At 62.3% G+C, this 14,842-nt stretch carries 15 protein-coding genes; 9 read left to right on the top strand and 6 right to left on the bottom strand.

Annotation, left to right across the window (positions count from 1 at the left end; genetic code table 11):
- Positions 1 to 90 precede the first annotated feature (90 nt).
- Genes rfaD through waaC form a run of 3 tightly spaced genes read left to right on the top strand, consistent with a single transcriptional unit; the run spans position 91 to position 3,001 of the window.
- The gene (gene rfaD / locus AC1DVW_RS10230; RefSeq protein ID WP_477245359.1) at positions 91 to 1,041 is read left to right on the top strand and encodes an ADP-glyceromanno-heptose 6-epimerase; all 951 of its coding nucleotides are present in this window, start codon (positions 91 to 93) and stop codon (positions 1,039 to 1,041) included.
- Positions 1,014 to 2,021, top strand: coding sequence for a lipopolysaccharide heptosyltransferase II (gene waaF / locus AC1DVW_RS10235; RefSeq protein WP_477322843.1), 1,008 nt, complete (start codon positions 1,014 to 1,016; stop codon positions 2,019 to 2,021). The genes rfaD and waaF overlap by 28 nt, the downstream gene beginning before the upstream one ends.
- Positions 2,018 to 3,001, top strand: coding sequence for a lipopolysaccharide heptosyltransferase I (gene waaC, locus AC1DVW_RS10240; protein ID WP_477322845.1), 984 nt, complete (start codon positions 2,018 to 2,020; stop codon positions 2,999 to 3,001). The genes waaF and waaC overlap by 4 nt, the downstream gene beginning before the upstream one ends.
- Here the strand turns inward: waaC and greA are convergent.
- Both greA and AC1DVW_RS10250 read right to left on the bottom strand, forming a co-directional pair.
- Positions 2,994 to 3,467 carry a transcription elongation factor GreA gene (gene greA / locus AC1DVW_RS10245; protein WP_095090920.1) on the bottom strand — a complete coding sequence of 158 codons (474 nt, stop codon included), beginning with the start codon at positions 3,465 to 3,467 and terminating at the stop codon, positions 2,994 to 2,996. The genes waaC and greA overlap by 8 nt on opposite strands.
- Positions 3,468 to 3,739: 272 nt before the next feature.
- Entirely contained in the window at positions 3,740 to 4,300 is a 561-nt protein-coding gene (locus AC1DVW_RS10250) for a tetratricopeptide repeat protein (protein WP_477322847.1), read from the bottom strand.
- Positions 4,301 to 4,526: 226 nt separating this feature from the next.
- Here AC1DVW_RS10250 and AC1DVW_RS10255 point away from each other — a divergent pair, with 226 nt between their 5' ends.
- The 3 genes from AC1DVW_RS10255 to AC1DVW_RS10265 all read left to right on the top strand — a co-directional run bounded on the left by AC1DVW_RS10255 (position 4,527) and on the right by AC1DVW_RS10265 (position 7,080).
- Positions 4,527 to 4,952: a DUF3775 domain-containing protein gene (locus tag AC1DVW_RS10255; protein ID WP_477322849.1), complete on the top strand. Its 426-nt coding sequence runs from the start codon at positions 4,527 to 4,529 to the stop codon at positions 4,950 to 4,952.
- A 330-nt stretch (positions 4,953 to 5,282) separates the two neighbouring features.
- Complete coding sequence (locus tag AC1DVW_RS10260) at positions 5,283 to 6,170, top strand: extensin-like domain-containing protein (protein ID WP_477323320.1); 888 nt, start codon at positions 5,283 to 5,285, stop codon at positions 6,168 to 6,170.
- Positions 6,171 to 6,279: 109 nt separating this feature from the next.
- The gene (locus AC1DVW_RS10265; RefSeq protein WP_477272672.1) at positions 6,280 to 7,080 is read left to right on the top strand and encodes an extensin-like domain-containing protein; all 801 of its coding nucleotides are present in this window, start codon (positions 6,280 to 6,282) and stop codon (positions 7,078 to 7,080) included.
- Here AC1DVW_RS10265 and AC1DVW_RS10270 read toward each other — a convergent pair.
- A complete protein-coding gene (locus AC1DVW_RS10270) occupies positions 7,077 to 7,808 on the bottom strand; it encodes a gamma-glutamylcyclotransferase (protein ID WP_477322851.1) in 732 nt (243 codons plus the stop codon). The two genes, AC1DVW_RS10265 and AC1DVW_RS10270, sit on opposite strands and share 4 nt — an antisense overlap.
- A gap of 113 nt (positions 7,809 to 7,921) precedes the next feature.
- Here AC1DVW_RS10270 and AC1DVW_RS10275 point away from each other — a divergent pair, with 113 nt between their 5' ends.
- On the top strand, positions 7,922 to 8,629 hold the full coding sequence (locus AC1DVW_RS10275) for an LssY C-terminal domain-containing protein (protein WP_477322852.1): 708 nt from the start codon (positions 7,922 to 7,924) through the stop codon (positions 8,627 to 8,629).
- 13 nt (positions 8,630 to 8,642) lie between these two features.
- Here the strand turns inward: AC1DVW_RS10275 and AC1DVW_RS10280 are convergent, their stop codons facing one another.
- Positions 8,643 to 9,665: a zinc-dependent alcohol dehydrogenase family protein gene (locus tag AC1DVW_RS10280; protein WP_477322853.1), complete on the bottom strand. Its 1,023-nt coding sequence runs from the start codon at positions 9,663 to 9,665 to the stop codon at positions 8,643 to 8,645.
- Positions 9,666 to 9,792: 127 nt separating this feature from the next.
- On the opposite strand from AC1DVW_RS10280, the gene AC1DVW_RS10285 reads away from it, so the two are divergent.
- Positions 9,793 to 10,707 carry a LysR family transcriptional regulator gene (locus tag AC1DVW_RS10285; protein WP_477322854.1) on the top strand — a complete coding sequence of 305 codons (915 nt, stop codon included), beginning with the start codon at positions 9,793 to 9,795 and terminating at the stop codon, positions 10,705 to 10,707.
- A 66-nt stretch (positions 10,708 to 10,773) separates the two neighbouring features.
- On the top strand, positions 10,774 to 12,084 hold the full coding sequence (locus AC1DVW_RS10290) for a hemolysin family protein (RefSeq protein WP_477245383.1): 1,311 nt from the start codon (positions 10,774 to 10,776) through the stop codon (positions 12,082 to 12,084).
- 106 nt (positions 12,085 to 12,190) lie between these two features.
- Here the strand turns inward: AC1DVW_RS10290 and AC1DVW_RS10295 are convergent, their stop codons facing one another.
- Both AC1DVW_RS10295 and AC1DVW_RS10300 read right to left on the bottom strand, forming a co-directional pair.
- Positions 12,191 to 13,057, bottom strand: coding sequence for an alpha/beta fold hydrolase (locus AC1DVW_RS10295; protein ID WP_477322856.1), 867 nt, complete (start codon positions 13,055 to 13,057; stop codon positions 12,191 to 12,193).
- A gap of 97 nt (positions 13,058 to 13,154) precedes the next feature.
- Positions 13,155 to 14,561, bottom strand: a complete 1,407-nt coding sequence (locus AC1DVW_RS10300; protein WP_477322857.1) for an MFS transporter — start codon at positions 14,559 to 14,561, stop codon at positions 13,155 to 13,157.
- Positions 14,562 to 14,842 lie beyond the last annotated feature (281 nt).

The raw sequence follows: 14,842 nt of genomic DNA on the forward strand, positions 1-14,842 counted from the left end.
CGTGCGCCCATCTCAAGTGCCTGCTTTATCGACAGGCCAGCCAGCCTCCCCTATAAGGGCCGGAATCGGCAAGGCAAACCAGAGGCTTCCATGATCATCGTCACGGGCGGCGCCGGCATGATCGGCTCCAACATAGTCGCCGCTCTCAATGCCGAAGGTCACAGCGACATCGTCGTCGTCGACGACCTCACCAACGGCCACAAGATCGCCAATCTCGCTGACCTGCAAATCGCCGATTATCTCGACAAGGACGAATTCCTGACACAGCTCGAAGCAGGCGCGCTCGGCCGCGTCGAGGCCGTGTTCCACCAGGGCGCCTGCTCGACCACCACCGAGTGGAACGGCAAGTTCATGATGGAGGTGAATTACGCCTATTCGAAGCGTCTGCTGCATGCCTGCCAGGCGTTGCGCGTGCCCTTCCTCTATGCCTCCTCGGCCTCGGTTTATGGTGGCGGCGCAGAGTTTCGCGAGGAGCCGCAATGCGAGCGGCCGCTCAACGTCTATGCCTATTCCAAGAAACTGTTCGACGACTATATCAGGCGCACCGTCTTCGACACCGATCACTCGCAGGTGGCGGGCCTGCGCTACTTCAACGTCTATGGACCACGCGAGGCGCACAAGGGCGCCATGGCCTCGGTCGCCTTCCATCTGTTCAACCAGGTCGAGCAAGGCCAGAACCCAAAACTGTTCGGCGCTTATGACGGTTTCGGGCCTGGCGAGCAAAGCCGTGACTTCATCCATGTCGGCGATGTCGCCGACGTCAATCTGTGGCTGTGGAAGCGCGGTTCGAGCGGTATCTTCAACTGCGGCACCGGCCGCGCCCAGCCCTTTCGCGCCATAGCCGAAACGGTGATCGACACGCTGGGCAAAGGCGAGATCGAATTCATCGAATTCCCCGACCACCTCAAGGGCAGCTACCAGAGCTTTACGCAAGCTGATATGTCCCGTTTGCGCGCGGCCGGTTACAATGGCCAATTCCGGACAGTGGAAACCGGTGTCAGAGACTATGTCGAATGGCTGAAAGCCCAACGATCCTCGTGATCGGCCCACGCTGGGTGGGCGACATGGTCATGGCGCAGTGCCTGTTCTCGGCGCTGAAAGAGCTGCATCCCAACGCCGCGATCGACGTGCTGGCGCCGGCCTGGGCCGCACCTTTGGTCAAGCGCATGCCGGAGCTACGCCAGCAGATCGACTTTCCGCTGAAACCCGGTGCGCTCGAATTCACCATTCGCCGCCGCTTCGGCCGCCTGCTGCGTGGCCGCTACGACATGGCCTATGTTCTGCCGGGCAGCTGGAAATCGGCGCTGATCCCGTTCTTTGCCCGCATTCCGCGCCGCGTCGGCAATTTGCGTGAAATGCGCTATGGCCTGCTGACCGACATTGTGCCGTTGCCCGAGGCGGCGAAACGGCGCACCGCGCAAGCCTATTTCGGCCTCGCCCAGGGGGGTGCATTCCGCGCTCCGAAGCTGACCGTCGATGCAGCCAACCAGGCTGTGTTGCTCGGTCGATTTGGGTTGCGAGCGGAAAAATTCGTGGCCCTTATGCCTGGTGCCGAGTTCGGGCCGGCCAAACGCTGGCCGAGCGAGAGTTATGCCGGCCTTGCGCGCGACATGATGGCCAAAGGTTTTCAGGTCGCGCTGTTCGGGTCGAAAAACGATGCCGGCGTGACGGCGGAAATCGCAGCACTTGCGCCTGGCGTCGTCGACCTCGCCGGCAAGACGCGGCTTGAGGACGCTATCGACCTGATATCAGCGGCCAGGCTGGCGGTGTCGAACGACAGCGGGCTGATGCATGTCGCCGCCGCGGTCGGCACGCCGATCGTCGCCGTCTACGGCTCGACATCGCCACGAAACACGCCGCCGCTTGCCGAGCACCGCGAGTTGGTCTGGCTCGGCCTGTCATGTTCGCCCTGCCACCAGAAGATCTGTCCGCTCGGCCACCTCAACTGCCTGAAGACGCTGGACGTCGCACGGGTTGCGGCCGCAGCCGACCGGTTGCTGGAAATTCCGGCCGCCGTATGAAGGTGCTCATCGTCAAAACCTCCTCGATGGGCGACGTCATCCACACATTTCCCGCCGTCGAGGATGCGCGCCGCAACCGTCCAGATGTGTCGTTCGACTGGTGCGTTGAAGAGGCTTTTGCCGGCATCGTCGCCTTGCACCCGGCAATCGGCACCATCCACACCGTGGCCATAAGACGCTGGCGCAAGGCGCTGCTCGACCGCGGCACCTGGCACGAGGCATTGGGATTGCGCAACGCATTGCGGGCCTGCCACTACGACCTCGTCATCGATGCGCAAGGACTGCTGAAGTCGGCCCTGGTGGCAAAACAGGCGAAAGCACCGATCGCCGGCTTCGACCGGTCGAGCGCGCGCGAGCCATCGGCGAGCCTGTTCTACGACCGCCGCTACGCCGTGCCCCGCGATCTCCATGCTATCGAGCGGACGAGACGGCTGTTCGGGCTGGTGCTCGGCTACACCCCTGATTTTTCGACGTTGGTATCAGGCATTCAGCCGCCGCCTGGCGGTCTGACCGGAATTGCAGGAAAAACCGCCTTCCTGCTGCACGGCACCAGCCGCGAGGACAAGAAATGGCCGGTCGGCGACTGGATCGAAACCGCCCGCCTTCTCGTTGAGCGTAAGATGACGCCGGTCACCACCTGGTCCGACGCAAGGGAAAAAACGGTCGCCGAAGCCATCGCAAAGGCCGTTCCACAGACTGTTGTGGTGCCCAAATCATCGCTTGCCGAAATCGCCGCGATCATCGGCCGCTCTGCCCTGATCATCGGCGCCGACACCGGGCTTACCCATCTAGCCAGCGCCTTCGGCCTGCCGACCGTCGCGATATTTCTGGCGACCGAGCCCGGTCTCACCGGCCCGCGCGGGCCGTATTCGTCGACGCTGCTGGCCACGCCGGGCGGCCGCGTTGCGGCGGATGAGGTGATAGCGGAAGCCGAGAGGTTGCTGGCTGCCAGAGCAGAATTATCGAAAGATCCTAGATAAACTGCACCTGGACGATCTCATAACCCCTCGCGCCGCCGGGCGCGTTGACTTCGATAGCGTCGCCGACTTCCTTGCCGATGAGCGCGCGCGCGATTGGCGAGGAGATCGAGATGCGGCCCGATTTCACATCCGCTTCCTGGTCGCCAACGATCCGGTAGGTCTTCTTTTCCTCAGTGTCCTCATCGACCAGCACCACAGTGGCGCCGAACTTGACCTTGTCGCCGCTGAGCTTGCTGACGTCGATCACCTCGGCCCGCGCGATATAGTCTTCAAGCTCGTTGACCCGGCCCTCATTGAGGCTCTGCGCCTCTTTCGCGGCATGGTATTCGGCATTTTCGGACAGGTCGCCGTGCGAGCGCGCCTCGGAGATCGCCTCGATGATGCGCGGCCGCTCTTCCTGCTGGCGCCAGCGCAGCTCTTCCTTCAATGACGCGAACCCCTCGCCTGTCATCGGGACCTTGTTCATGATGCCTGACCTTTCCTGCCGCCACCCCCGCGTTTCGGGGAAAGCCTTGTCGATGGGTACAAAAAGAAAACGGTCCGGCAGCCTCGGGCTAACGGAACCGTTTCACCGCAATTTCCCTGAATATAGCAATCTTCGCGGGTTTTTCACGCCAAAAAATCGGATTTTGAAAATTCATCTGCCAGTTACACAATTGCCGCCGCGGCAGATGCGGTTTTGCCAACAAAAAACCGGCCGCGATTGCTCGCAGCCGGCTCGAGAAGCGTTGGGGTAAATCAGCTTCTCATGAAATGGTCGATCTGTTCCGACAGCATGCCGTATTCGCGAGAACCCTTGCCCGTGCGCTTTTCGATCTCGCTGAGCTGTTCGCGGGCGCCGGCGAGATCGCCGATCTGCAGATGCGCCTCGCCAAGATATTCGCGCACCAGCGTGTAGTTGGGATCGATGCGCAGTGCTTCCTCGTAGTAACCGAGGCCGACAGTGACGCGGCCGGAATGGCGATGCGAATAGCCGAGATAGTTGAGGATGCGCGGATCCTGCTTGTTGGCGGCAAGGCTGAGCACGGCAATCGCCTCGTCATAGCGTCCGGCCATCGCCAGATCGTGGCCGGCATCATAGATGTTGTCGTCGTCGAGCATGCCGTACTTCGGCGCCACGCACTTCTTCAGCTTCTTGTCCCAGACCTCGCCCTTCTTGCACTTGGTGGTGGTCTGTTCACCACCGCCACCGCCGCCACCACCGCCGCCACCGCCCTCGCCGGCTGCAAACACCGGAACCGCAAAGAACTGCAGCGCGACAAGCGCCGCGGCCGCCTGGATCAGCACTCTTTTATGCATCGAAGCCTCCTTGAGGATGATAATGCAACAATAACGCAGGGCGAAGTCCGTTTCATCCCAGAAAAAGTAATGGCCGCGAAACATTCTCTGACCGGCGTCCCGCAGACATTCGGCAAGGCTCCGCTGCGCCGGGGATTTTGCCAAAGGTGAACACGGCAAGCCGAACGTGACGTGACGAGCGCTGCAAATCCGCTATCATCCAGGGAACGGAGGATGGAGAAGGCCAGTGCAGCGGCGCCTTGAAAAGGAATGGGAGCTTTCGATCGGTCCCGACACCGTGCGCCTGTTCATTCTCAAGGCCAAGGCGCTGAGCGCCGCCGTCAACGAAGACTATGCCGATGGCGCCGAGCACGAGGTCGAGCTCGACGGCGAGGCGCACGACAATCACCATCATGACGGCCTGGCCGAGGAGAGCTCCGAAAACCTGACCGAGGAGGAACTGCGCGAACTCATCAACGACCTCAATGTCGATGAAGCGGCCGAACTGATCGCGCTGGCCTGGGTCGGCCGCGGCGACTACGACGCCTCGGAATGGACGGACGCGCTGGCCGCCGCACGAGAGCGTGCCAACAAGCGCACGGCCAAATATCTGCTCGGCATGCCGCTGCTGGCCGACTGGCTGGAGGAAGGGCTGGAAGCGATTGGTGCATAACAGCGCCGTTACCGATCGTGATCGCCTGAGCGGCCGATCAAAGGCAACCTCCAGGCCTTGCCGCCGTTGAGAGCCATGGGGTCGATTAATTTTTCCCGAACATTCAGGGTTTTACTGGTCATCGGCCTCACGGCCTTGCTGACAATGCCGGCTGACGCCAGACATCGCCACAAACAGCACAAGCCGACATGGGTGGAGCAACTGCTGACACCGAGGGCCGAGCAACCCCCGAAGCGGCGAGCAGCGAAGCCGATGAAACGGCGCAGCAACCTACAGGTCACACAGGAGCCGACGCATCGGAGAACCCCGGATCCGGTGGCATCGCCCGATATGCCCGTGCCCGAACCGCGGCCGGCGGATGCTGAAAAGGTCGACTCATCAGAGATGGATGAGCAGAAGACGGACGCTCCAAAGGCCGGCGGAGCGTCCGACCGCTTCAATCAAGAAAAGTCCCATGAGAGAAAGCAGGCTCGCCCCGAATCGTCGTCGGCCGAGATGGAAAGCGCGCCGGAGCCGCCGGCGGCAGTGCCGACACCGACACAAAAACCCGATACCGCCATGCCGCCGGAAACCGAGCCACCGGCCGTCGCTCCGCAGCCGCGGCCAAAACCAGCGGATGCCGGCGAGAAGATGCTTCCCGATCCGCGCTCGGCTGACCTGCCGGATGAAAAAATGCCTGCGGCTGAACTTGCGTGCCGGGAGCGGCTGAAGACGCTCGGCGTCGAGTTCGAGGAGCACAAGGCGGAAAGCAATCCCGAAATCGGCTGCTCGATCCCCTATCCCCTGGTACTGATGACGCTCGGCAAGTCCATCGGCATCGGCCCCGGCACCGAGCTCAATTGCCAGATGGCTGAGGCCGCCGCGCGTTTTGCCGCCAATGTCATCCAGCCGGCCGCGAAGGCCGAATTCGGCGCCGATCTGAAGTCGATCAGCCAGGCATCGGCCTTTGTCTGCCGGCCGCGCCACGGCACCAAGAAACTGTCGGAACACGCTTTTGGCGACGCGCTCGACATCGCCAGCTTCACGCTGTCGGATGGCCGGAAGATCGAAGTCGGCCCTACGCCGCCGGAGGAGGACGGCAAATTCCTCAACGCTGTTCGCAAGGCGGCCTGCGGGCCGTTCAAGACCGTGCTCGGACCAGGTTCTGACCCCGATCATTCCCTGCATTTCCATCTCGATTTGGAACCGCGCCGGCATGGCGGCACATTCTGCCAGTAGGCGTAAGGCTGCTTGCCGCAATTCAGCCGCAGGCGTGAACGCAACCGCTGAGTTTTCCTTTACCCTTGATCGTTAAAATGCCGGACATCTAGGGACAGGGATTCCGCCCATGGCCGGAATATTTCGCGCCGCTGCGATGGTCGCACGCCAATCGAAACGTGCAGCGATGGTGGCCACCGGCCTTGCCCTCGCCGCCGTTTCGGCCTGCAACACCGGCAGCGTATTCTCGCTGCAGCCGGCGGTCGACGTCGGCGCGCAAACGTCGGCCGTTCCGCAATACGGCGGCATGCAGAGCCTAGTGCCCTCCAACCCCTACATGACCGCCGCCTATCCGCGCATGGACGAGCCAATGTCTGAGCCCGAGCAGATGCCGGCCAGCGAGATCGACTGCCGCAGCGAACTGAGGCGCCTCGGCGTCGTCTACACTGACGTCCAGCCGATCCACGAAGGCCAGTGCGGCATCGACTATCCGGTCAAGGTCTCGGCCATTGGCAGCATCCAGATGAAGCCTGCCGCCACCCTGACCTGCGACATGGCCGCCACCTTCGCCGGCTGGACGAAGAACGAACTGGTTCCGTCCGCCCGCTGGCGCTATTTCTCCGGTGTCAAGACCATCCATCAGGGTTCGAGCTATTCCTGCCGCAACATTGCCGGCGAAGGTGTCCTGTCGGAGCATGGCAAGGGCAACGCGCTCGACGTCATGAGCATCGAGCTCAACAATGGCGACGACATCGATGTGCGCAAGCCCGGCCTGTTTGCCTTCCGCACCCGTGGCTTCCTCAACACAGTGCGCGCCGATGGCTGCCAGTATTTCACCACCGTGCTTGGCCCCGGCTACAATTACGACCACCGCAACCATTTCCATTTCGACATCAAGAACCGCAAGAGCGGCTATCGCGCCTGCCGCTAGGGTGAAGATCGGGCGTGCTGGGCGCCGCCCGTGGACGCGATGATTTGCCGAGCCACCAGATCCTGGATGCGCCAAAGGTTCCTGTCGCGAATCCCGCTCTCCTCCAGTTTGCTGACGGTTCGGAACAGATACTGCGCCGACGAGCCCCAATGCCCGGCAGCCCGCGCCAGCGTGTCGGCAACCTGCTCCAATGGCAACCGGCCGGCATAGGCCCTGCCGTCTGGCGTGGCGACGAAGGCGAGGGCACGCAGCGGCCCGTCCTTGGTGTTGACCTTGATCCAGCACGGCACGTTGGTTGGTGGGTTGGCATCGATCTCCCGGCGCATCAATTGGCCAAGTTGCCCAATATGGTCTTGCGCAGGCAGCCGATAAACGATGCCGTTGCAGCTGCCGCCTCGATCGAGAGCCAGCATCAAGGCCGGCAAATCGCGGGTTCCGCGCCAGCGGGTCAGCTTCAGGCAGAAGGAGCGGTGCCATCCTGGCGCCGTGGCCGGGCGCTGCTCGACATGGTCGAATTCGGGATTCCAGATCAGCGACCCATAGGCAAAGACCCACAGCACTTCGGGCCGGTGCTGTGAAAGCAACCGCTCGACCAGGCCGTCGAACTCCGCGTCGGTATGGTCGGTTGTTCCAGGCTCGGGACCGGGATCCGGTTCGATACGTTCGACCCTCGCGACGAGGTCGGCCGTCAGTGCCATTGAACCGCGACCTACCGGCTTCCGCTTCATCCCTGCCCACCCAGCCAAAAAGCGATGGCCGACGATAGAACAGCTGCGCGCCGCTGGCCATTGATTTCCAGGGTCTGTCAGGCAACAGATACCGCACGGATCGAGCCGCATTCATGAGCCAACGAAGCCTGCGACGACGCGCATTGACCTGGCTGGTGGCGCTTTGCGCAGCCTATCTGGCGCTGGCCTATGTCGCCGCGCCGGAATTCTGGACGTTTCACGATCGCGGCTTTCGTACGCAGCGCTTCGAAATGCTGACGCACACGCCGCAAGGCATTCCCGGCGATCCGATCAATGTCGGCCTTGTCGGCACGCAGAAGGAACTGGTTCACGCCTTCGCCGTGGCAGGATGGGATACGGCCGACGCCGTCACGCTGAAGACCGCGATCGAGATCGGCGAAAGTGTTTTGTTCGGCCGCCCCTATCCCGACGCGCCGGTCAGCCGGCTGCTGTTCGAAGGCCGGTCCCAAGACCTCGCCTTCGAAAAACCGGTCGGCGACAGCGCCGACCAACGTCACCACGTCCGCTTCTGGCAGACCGACGCCACCAGCGACGATGGCCGCCCACTCTGGCTGGGCTCGGCCAGCTTTGATCGCGGCATCGGCCTCAGCCATGAGACCGGTGCCGTCACCCATCATATAGGCCCCGACATCGACGCCGAGCGCGACGCCCTGATCCGCGACCTGACCGCCGCCGGCACGCTTGTCTCGACGAGCGACATCCCTGGAATCGGCGCCACCAAAGCCGGGCGCAATGGCGGTGGCGATCCCTATTTCACCGACGGCAAGGCCGTGGTCGGGGTGTTGAAGCAGCTGCCATGAGACGACCGAAAGGTCAGCTCGTGGTGATGACAATCTTGCCGAACGGTCCTTTCTCCAGATGCTGCATGGCTTTCGGCACCTCGTCGAAGCCGAAGACCTTGTCGATGACCGGCTTGATCGCCAGCGCCTCGATCGCCTGATTCATCCGCTCGAAGGCGCGCCTGTGGCCAACCGACATGCCCTGCACGGTGATGCGGTTGCGCATGAACGGGATGATCGGAAAGCTGAGCTCCGTGCTGCCCAGCAGGCCGATAATCGACAGCCGACCGTCGGCGGCGAGCGCGTTGAGCGATCGCCGCGCATTGTCGCCACCGACCATTTCCAGCACGTGGTTCACACCCACGCCGTTTGTCAGCTCGCGCGCGGCCTCGTCCCATGCCGGCTGGGTGCGGTAGTTGATCACTTGCCAGGCGCCGAGTTTTCTTGCCCGCTCCAGCTTGTCGTCGTTGCTTGAGGTGACGATGGCACGCAGGCCGAAGGCGGTGGCGAACTGCAGCGCAAACAGCGACACGCCACCTGTGCCCTGGATGAGAATGCTCTGGCCTGGCACCGGCTTGGTCGCCTCTGCCATGGCAAACCAGGCGGTCAGCGCCGCGATCGGCAGGGTCGCCGCCTCGATATCGCTGAGCGACGGCGGCGCCAGCACAGCGGCGTCCTCGCCGAAGATGACATGGTCGGAAAGCATGCCCGACAGCGACGACCCCAGCGTGCGCTTGTGCAGCACCGGCGGCGCATCGCCATCCGGCCAGTCGGCGATCACCTGCCCGAGCACCCGCTGGCCGACCTGGAAGCGGCTGACGGCACTGCCGACAGCCATCACCAAGCCCGCCGCATCGGAGGTCGGCACGAAGGGAAAGGCAAGGTCGGGGATCAGCACGCCATCGACGATCATCTTGTCCTTGTAGTTCAGCGATACGGCCTTGGTCCGCACCAGCAAATCGTGCGGCCCCGGCTCAGGCAACTTGCCCCTCACCTGGCCCAGCTTCGACAGGCCGAAGCCGCTCATCTGCCAGGATCTGTTGATGTCAGTGCTCATGTCGTTTCGCGCTCCGTGATTGGTGGCCACGCGAGACATCTATGCCTTCTGACTATAGAAAATAGAGCTTCTATGCGGCATAATTTTCGACTGATTGCGGACTAGAAATTGACAATAGGAAATCTTCATGGAACCGGCCGACCTGCAAGGCATCGTCGCATTCGTTCAGACAATTGAGGCCGGCAGCTTCACGGGCGCCGGCGAACGGCTGCATGTGACGAAATCGGCGGTTGGCAAGTCGATCGCCCAATTGGAGCAGCGGCTTGGTGTCCGCTTGCTGAACCGCACCACCCGCCGCCTCAGCCCGACCAGTGAGGGCGTCAGCTACTACGAAGCCTGTGTCAGGGCGCTGGCTGAGATCGAAGCCGCACAGTCGCTGCTCGCCTCACGCCGGCAGGTCCCGTCCGGCCGGCTTCGGATTGATGTGCCGCTCGCCTTCGGCCGCCGATGTGTCGCGCCTGTCCTGTTCGACATTTCCAGCCAATTCCCTGATCTGACGATGGAGATCTCCTTCAACGACCGGCGCGTCGACCTGGTCGAGGAAGGCATAGACCTTGCGGTTCGCATGGGCGAGCTCGATGACAGCCTGTCGCTCGCCGCGCGTCGCATCTATGCCCAGCGCTCGGCGATCTGTGCCGCGCCTGCCTATCTCGAAAAACACGGCAGGCCACAATCGCTCGAGGATCTCGCCTCTCACAGTGTGATCGGCTATGGCCGCGACGGCGTCGTTCGTCCCTGGGTCATAAGGCAGGCCGACGGCCATCTCGCGACTTTCGTGCCCAAGGCACGGCTCGTCCTCGGCCACGGCGAACCGATGCTCGATGCAGCCCTTGCCGGTTGCGGCATCGCCTTCCTGCCGACCTGGCTGGCTGCCGACAGTTTCAAAAGCGGCGAACTCACGATGGTCCTGTCGGATTGTCTGGTCGAAAACGTCGTCGTAAATGCCATCTGGCCAGTCACGCGCAACCTGACGCCGAAGGTCCGTGTCGTCGTCGACGCGCTGGTCGAGCGCTTTTCGTCGCCGCCCTGGGATGCCACCTGACGGACGGCCCTGAAAAATGGCGGCCGTCTATTTTCGATCGCCCCGCCGCAATGCTATTGACCCCTCATGCTTTATGTTGAAATCGCCATCGTGGTCGTCCTCATCTGCGTGAACGGCCTTCTGTCGATGTCCGAACTTGCCATCGTCTCGTCACGGCCGGCCCGCCTCAAGGCGATGATCGACCGTGGCGTCAAAGGCGCCGGCCGCGCATTGGCGCTCGGCTCCAATCCCGGAAAATTCCTGTCCTCGGTGCAGATCGGCATTACCCTGGTCGGCGTGCTGTCGGGCGCATTTTCGGGTGCTACGCTGGGGCAACGGCTTGCCCAGTTCCTGGCCTCGACCGGCATCCGTGAAACCATCGCCGATCCGCTCGGCGTCGGCATCGTCGTCGCCATCATCACCTATTTCTCGCTGATCGTCGGCGAACTGGTGCCCAAGCAGATCGCGTTGCGCGATCCCGAGCGCGTCGCCGCCCGCGCTGCCCCGGCGATGACCATCCTGGCCACCGTCTCGGCGCCCCTTGTCTTTCTCCTCGACATTTCCGGCCGCGCCATCCTGTGGCTGCTCGGCCAGCGCGGCGAAAGCGAAGAGAAGGTCACCGACGAGGAGATCAAGATGCTGGTCGCCGAGGCCGAGCATCACGGCACCATCGAATCCGACGAGCGGCGCATGATCGCAGGTGTCATGCGCCTCGGCGACCGCGCCGTGCGCGCCGTGATGACGCCGCGCACCGAAGTCGACTGGATCAATCTGCAGTCCGACGAAACGGCGATCCGAAAATTGCTGATGGAGACCCAGCATTCGCGTCTGCCCGCCGGTGACGGCGGCGTCGATGTCATGGTCGGCGTCGTCCAGACCCGCGATGTGCTGGCGGCCATGCTTGCCGGCCGCGCGCTCGATCCGCGCAAGCATGTGCGCGCCGCACCCATCGTCTACGATCAGGCCGACGCACTGGACGTGTTGTCCAAGCTCAAGGAATCGGACGTGCCGATGGCGCTCGTCCATGACGAATACGGCCACTTCGAAGGCATCGTCACCCCCGCCGACATTCTGGAAGCCATCACCGGCGTGTTCCGCGCCGATACCGACGCCGGCGACGAGGAAAACGCCGTCAGGCGCGAGGACGGCTCATGGCTGCTGGCCGGCTATATGCAGGCCGACGAAATGGCCGACGTTCTCGGCATCGACCTGCCGGAGAACCGCGACTACGAAACCGTCGCCGGCTATGTGCTGGCGCATATGCACCATCTGCCGGCGACCGGCGAATGCGTCGACGCGCAAGGCTGGCGCTTCGAGGTCGTCGACCTCGACGGCCGCCGCATCGACAAACTGATCGCCACCCGCCTGCCCGGCGGCCACCGGGAGGTGGTGCGCTGACTCTTCGAATGTCGGCTTTTGACCCCAAACGGGCATGGGCCTCTATGACGCGAACGGCAGCTTTGCGCTTCAATAACTGTCGTTAAGGGGAATAGCGAAGCCGAGCTCAGAGGCTCGCGCGTCGCGCGGTCGCCAGAATGGGTTTGAGATGCGCGGGGGCGCTGCCTGCGAAAGCAGAGACCCGCTCCTGGACAACATTGTCGTTCAGGAACTCTCGGTGATGGCCTAGGCCATCGACGAGGAGCCACTGGGCGCCGGGCCACATCGAAGCCACAACCTCCGCGCCCTTGTAGGGCACAACCGTGTCATCGGATGAATGAACAAACAGGGCGGGTTGGGACATTTTCGCCGCCTGTCGCCGCATGTCTATGCGATCAGGATGGAGCCCGATCAGGCCTTCCAGCTGCCGTAGTATTGCGTCTTCGTCTCCTTCAAGCCCAGCCTTGCGCGCCATGAATCGGACAAAGTGCCCGTAGTGCGTCGGTGTGGCGAGGAGGACGATCCGCTCAGCTGAAAGACCTTGGTCCAGAGCTTGCACCACGCAGGCCCCTCCAATCGAATGCCCCGCTGCCAGAGCAAAAGGTCCAGCCAGCCGCTCGACGGCCCGTAGAACGGCGGCTGCCAACGGAATGGACAATCGCTCACCGGCCGAATCTCCATGGCCGGGAAGGTCGGGAAACCAGACTGTGTGGCCGGCCTCTGCGAGCTTGCGCCCTATGCCGATGAGATCGGAACGCAGCCCTTGCCATCCATGGACAAGCAGTGCATTTGGCCCCTTCCCCCAGCGATGGACTCGCACCTCGATCTGGCGGCCATCGGGCCAGTCGCCCGGCGCCTCGACCTGCATTGTTATGGATTCGGTGTTCAACAGTGCCTGAAACTGCTGATCTATAGGCGGTCGCTTGATCCGGAGCAGCTTGTCAGCAAAGCCTGCAGCTCGGTCTTCGGCATCGCTCACTTCTTTCTGTTGCATGGCAAACCTTCCTGCTGTTGATCGATGTGGGACCGCGTCGCGGTCGCTTTTCGCCTGGTCAGACAAGGTGGAAGAGCCGTTCTCGAGAAGCTGGAGGTCAAGCCGTCCTCCGCATGCCCAGCGCCGTCAACGCGCTGAGCGCAGCGCCGAGAGCGATGAGTTGCCAACTCGTTTGAAAAGCATGCAATGCCTGGTCCGGGGCGAGACTGAGAGAGCCCAGAACCGCCACCAGCAGTGCCACACCCAGAACATAGCCCAACTGCCGGCTTGTATTGACCACTGCACTACCCGTCGCTGCCATGTTTGCCGGAAGATCGCGCGTTGCGCTCCCAATCATGGTCGGCATGGCGATGCCGATGCCGATACCAACCAACATCCATGCCGGCATGATATCTATGCTGTAGCGGGGGGCGGTTGACGCCATGAAGGCGAGGCCCAACGCTCCAATCGCGAAAATGACATTGCCGACGATCACAAGCGCTCGCGGTGACGTGGTATATGCAAACTTCTGAACGACGTAAGCGGCTATGGGCACGCAAACAGGGCCAGGGACAATTGCAAATCCGGTCTCGATCAAGGAAAGGCCGGCAACTGTTTGCAACCAGATTGCGAGGCTGAGAAACATAGCGGCAAAGGCCGTGCAGAACAGAATGATGGTGACGTTCGCCCAGGTAAATGTCGAAACCTTGAAGAGGCTCGGGTCTACGATGGGCGCCTGGTGAAACAGGATTCTCCTTACGAGCCAGGCCGCGGCCAGAATGGCTAAGGCATAGTAGATTATGACTTCCGACGTGGTCGATTGATCATGCTCGACGACGGCGAGAGACAGTGATCCCACGGCGATTGCAGTAAGCATGGCGCCGAACAGATCGAGCTTTCTGGTCGAGGCACTGACCGGCTGTATCGTTGGTATCAGCGATGCAGCTGCAATGCCGGCAAGAATCCCGACCGGCAGATTGATGATGAAAATCCAACGCCATGAATATTCTGCAAGGACCCCGCCGAGGGCCGGACCGACTGCTGCAGCAATCGCAGATGTCGTCGCCCAGATCTTGACGGCCCCCGCCCGCTTTTGCGGAGGAAGAACCGTCAAAATAAGGCCGAGGCTGCTCGGAGTGAGCATCGCGGCTCCCGCTGCTTGCAACACGCGGCAGAGTATGAGCGACCACATCGCGCCCGACAGCGCGCCGCCGACGCTGGCCAGCGTGAATATCGTCAGGCCCGCAAGGAAAGCACGCTTGCGTCCCCACTTGTCGGCGAGCCCGCCGAACGGAATCAACAACGCTGCATAGACAATGGTGTAGCCGTTCAGAATCCAGCTGAGATCGGCAAAACTGGCGTCGGGAAATTCCGCGCCTATCTGACGGAAGGCGACATTGACGATGAATACATCAATCATCGCCATGAATGCCGCCCCACACAGGACGAAAGTTATCAGAAGCGATCTTTGATCTGAGATTTCGCTCGAGGATGCGGCGTGCGATTGCGTATCCATGATTATCATCTACTCCCTTAGGCAATTCAGCACGGGCAACGTCCGCCATCGATGAAGTTGGTGAAGGCGCTGCGGTTCACGCTTTGCCTTCGACCCGCATGCCATCCAATGACGCTTCCAGCCTCGTTGCCCTCATTGCGCGACTGACGAGTAACGGCGCTTCAAGAGCCGGTGACCCTCTTTGCTGAGCCCCGCTAAAGACAATTTTCGATCCACGTCCGGTTGATATTTTCCGCCCGGGGCGCGGTGTTTGTGAAAGCGACATCAACGCTAGGCGATCGGGCGTTTTC

The organism is Mesorhizobium sp. P3_B5 (genome assembly GCF_056402815.1).

Bases quoted from the DNA above. Each gene is read 5' to 3' on its own strand.
- rfaD (WP_477245359.1), top strand. From the start codon at position 91: ATGATCATCGTCACGGGCGGCGCCGGCATGATCGGCTCCAACATAGTC.
- waaF (WP_477322843.1), top strand. From the start codon at position 1,014: ATGGCTGAAAGCCCAACGATCCTCGTGATCGGCCCACGCTGGGTGGGC.
- waaC (WP_477322845.1), top strand. From the start codon at position 2,018: ATGAAGGTGCTCATCGTCAAAACCTCCTCGATGGGCGACGTCATCCAC.
- greA (WP_095090920.1), bottom strand. From the start codon at position 3,467: ATGAACAAGGTCCCGATGACAGGCGAGGGGTTCGCGTCATTGAAGGAA.
- AC1DVW_RS10250 (WP_477322847.1), bottom strand. From the start codon at position 4,300: ATGCATAAAAGAGTGCTGATCCAGGCGGCCGCGGCGCTTGTCGCGCTG.
- AC1DVW_RS10260 (WP_477323320.1), top strand. From the start codon at position 5,283: ATGCCCGTGCCCGAACCGCGGCCGGCGGATGCTGAAAAGGTCGACTCA.
- AC1DVW_RS10265 (WP_477272672.1), top strand. From the start codon at position 6,280: ATGGCCGGAATATTTCGCGCCGCTGCGATGGTCGCACGCCAATCGAAA.
- AC1DVW_RS10270 (WP_477322851.1), bottom strand. From the start codon at position 7,808: ATGAAGCGGAAGCCGGTAGGTCGCGGTTCAATGGCACTGACGGCCGAC.
- AC1DVW_RS10275 (WP_477322852.1), top strand. From the start codon at position 7,922: ATGAGCCAACGAAGCCTGCGACGACGCGCATTGACCTGGCTGGTGGCG.
- AC1DVW_RS10280 (WP_477322853.1), bottom strand. From the start codon at position 9,665: ATGAGCACTGACATCAACAGATCCTGGCAGATGAGCGGCTTCGGCCTG.
- AC1DVW_RS10285 (WP_477322854.1), top strand. From the start codon at position 9,793: ATGGAACCGGCCGACCTGCAAGGCATCGTCGCATTCGTTCAGACAATT.
- AC1DVW_RS10290 (WP_477245383.1), top strand. From the start codon at position 10,774: ATGCTTTATGTTGAAATCGCCATCGTGGTCGTCCTCATCTGCGTGAAC.
- AC1DVW_RS10295 (WP_477322856.1), bottom strand. From the start codon at position 13,057: ATGCAACAGAAAGAAGTGAGCGATGCCGAAGACCGAGCTGCAGGCTTT.
- AC1DVW_RS10300 (WP_477322857.1), bottom strand. From the start codon at position 14,561: ATGATAATCATGGATACGCAATCGCACGCCGCATCCTCGAGCGAAATC.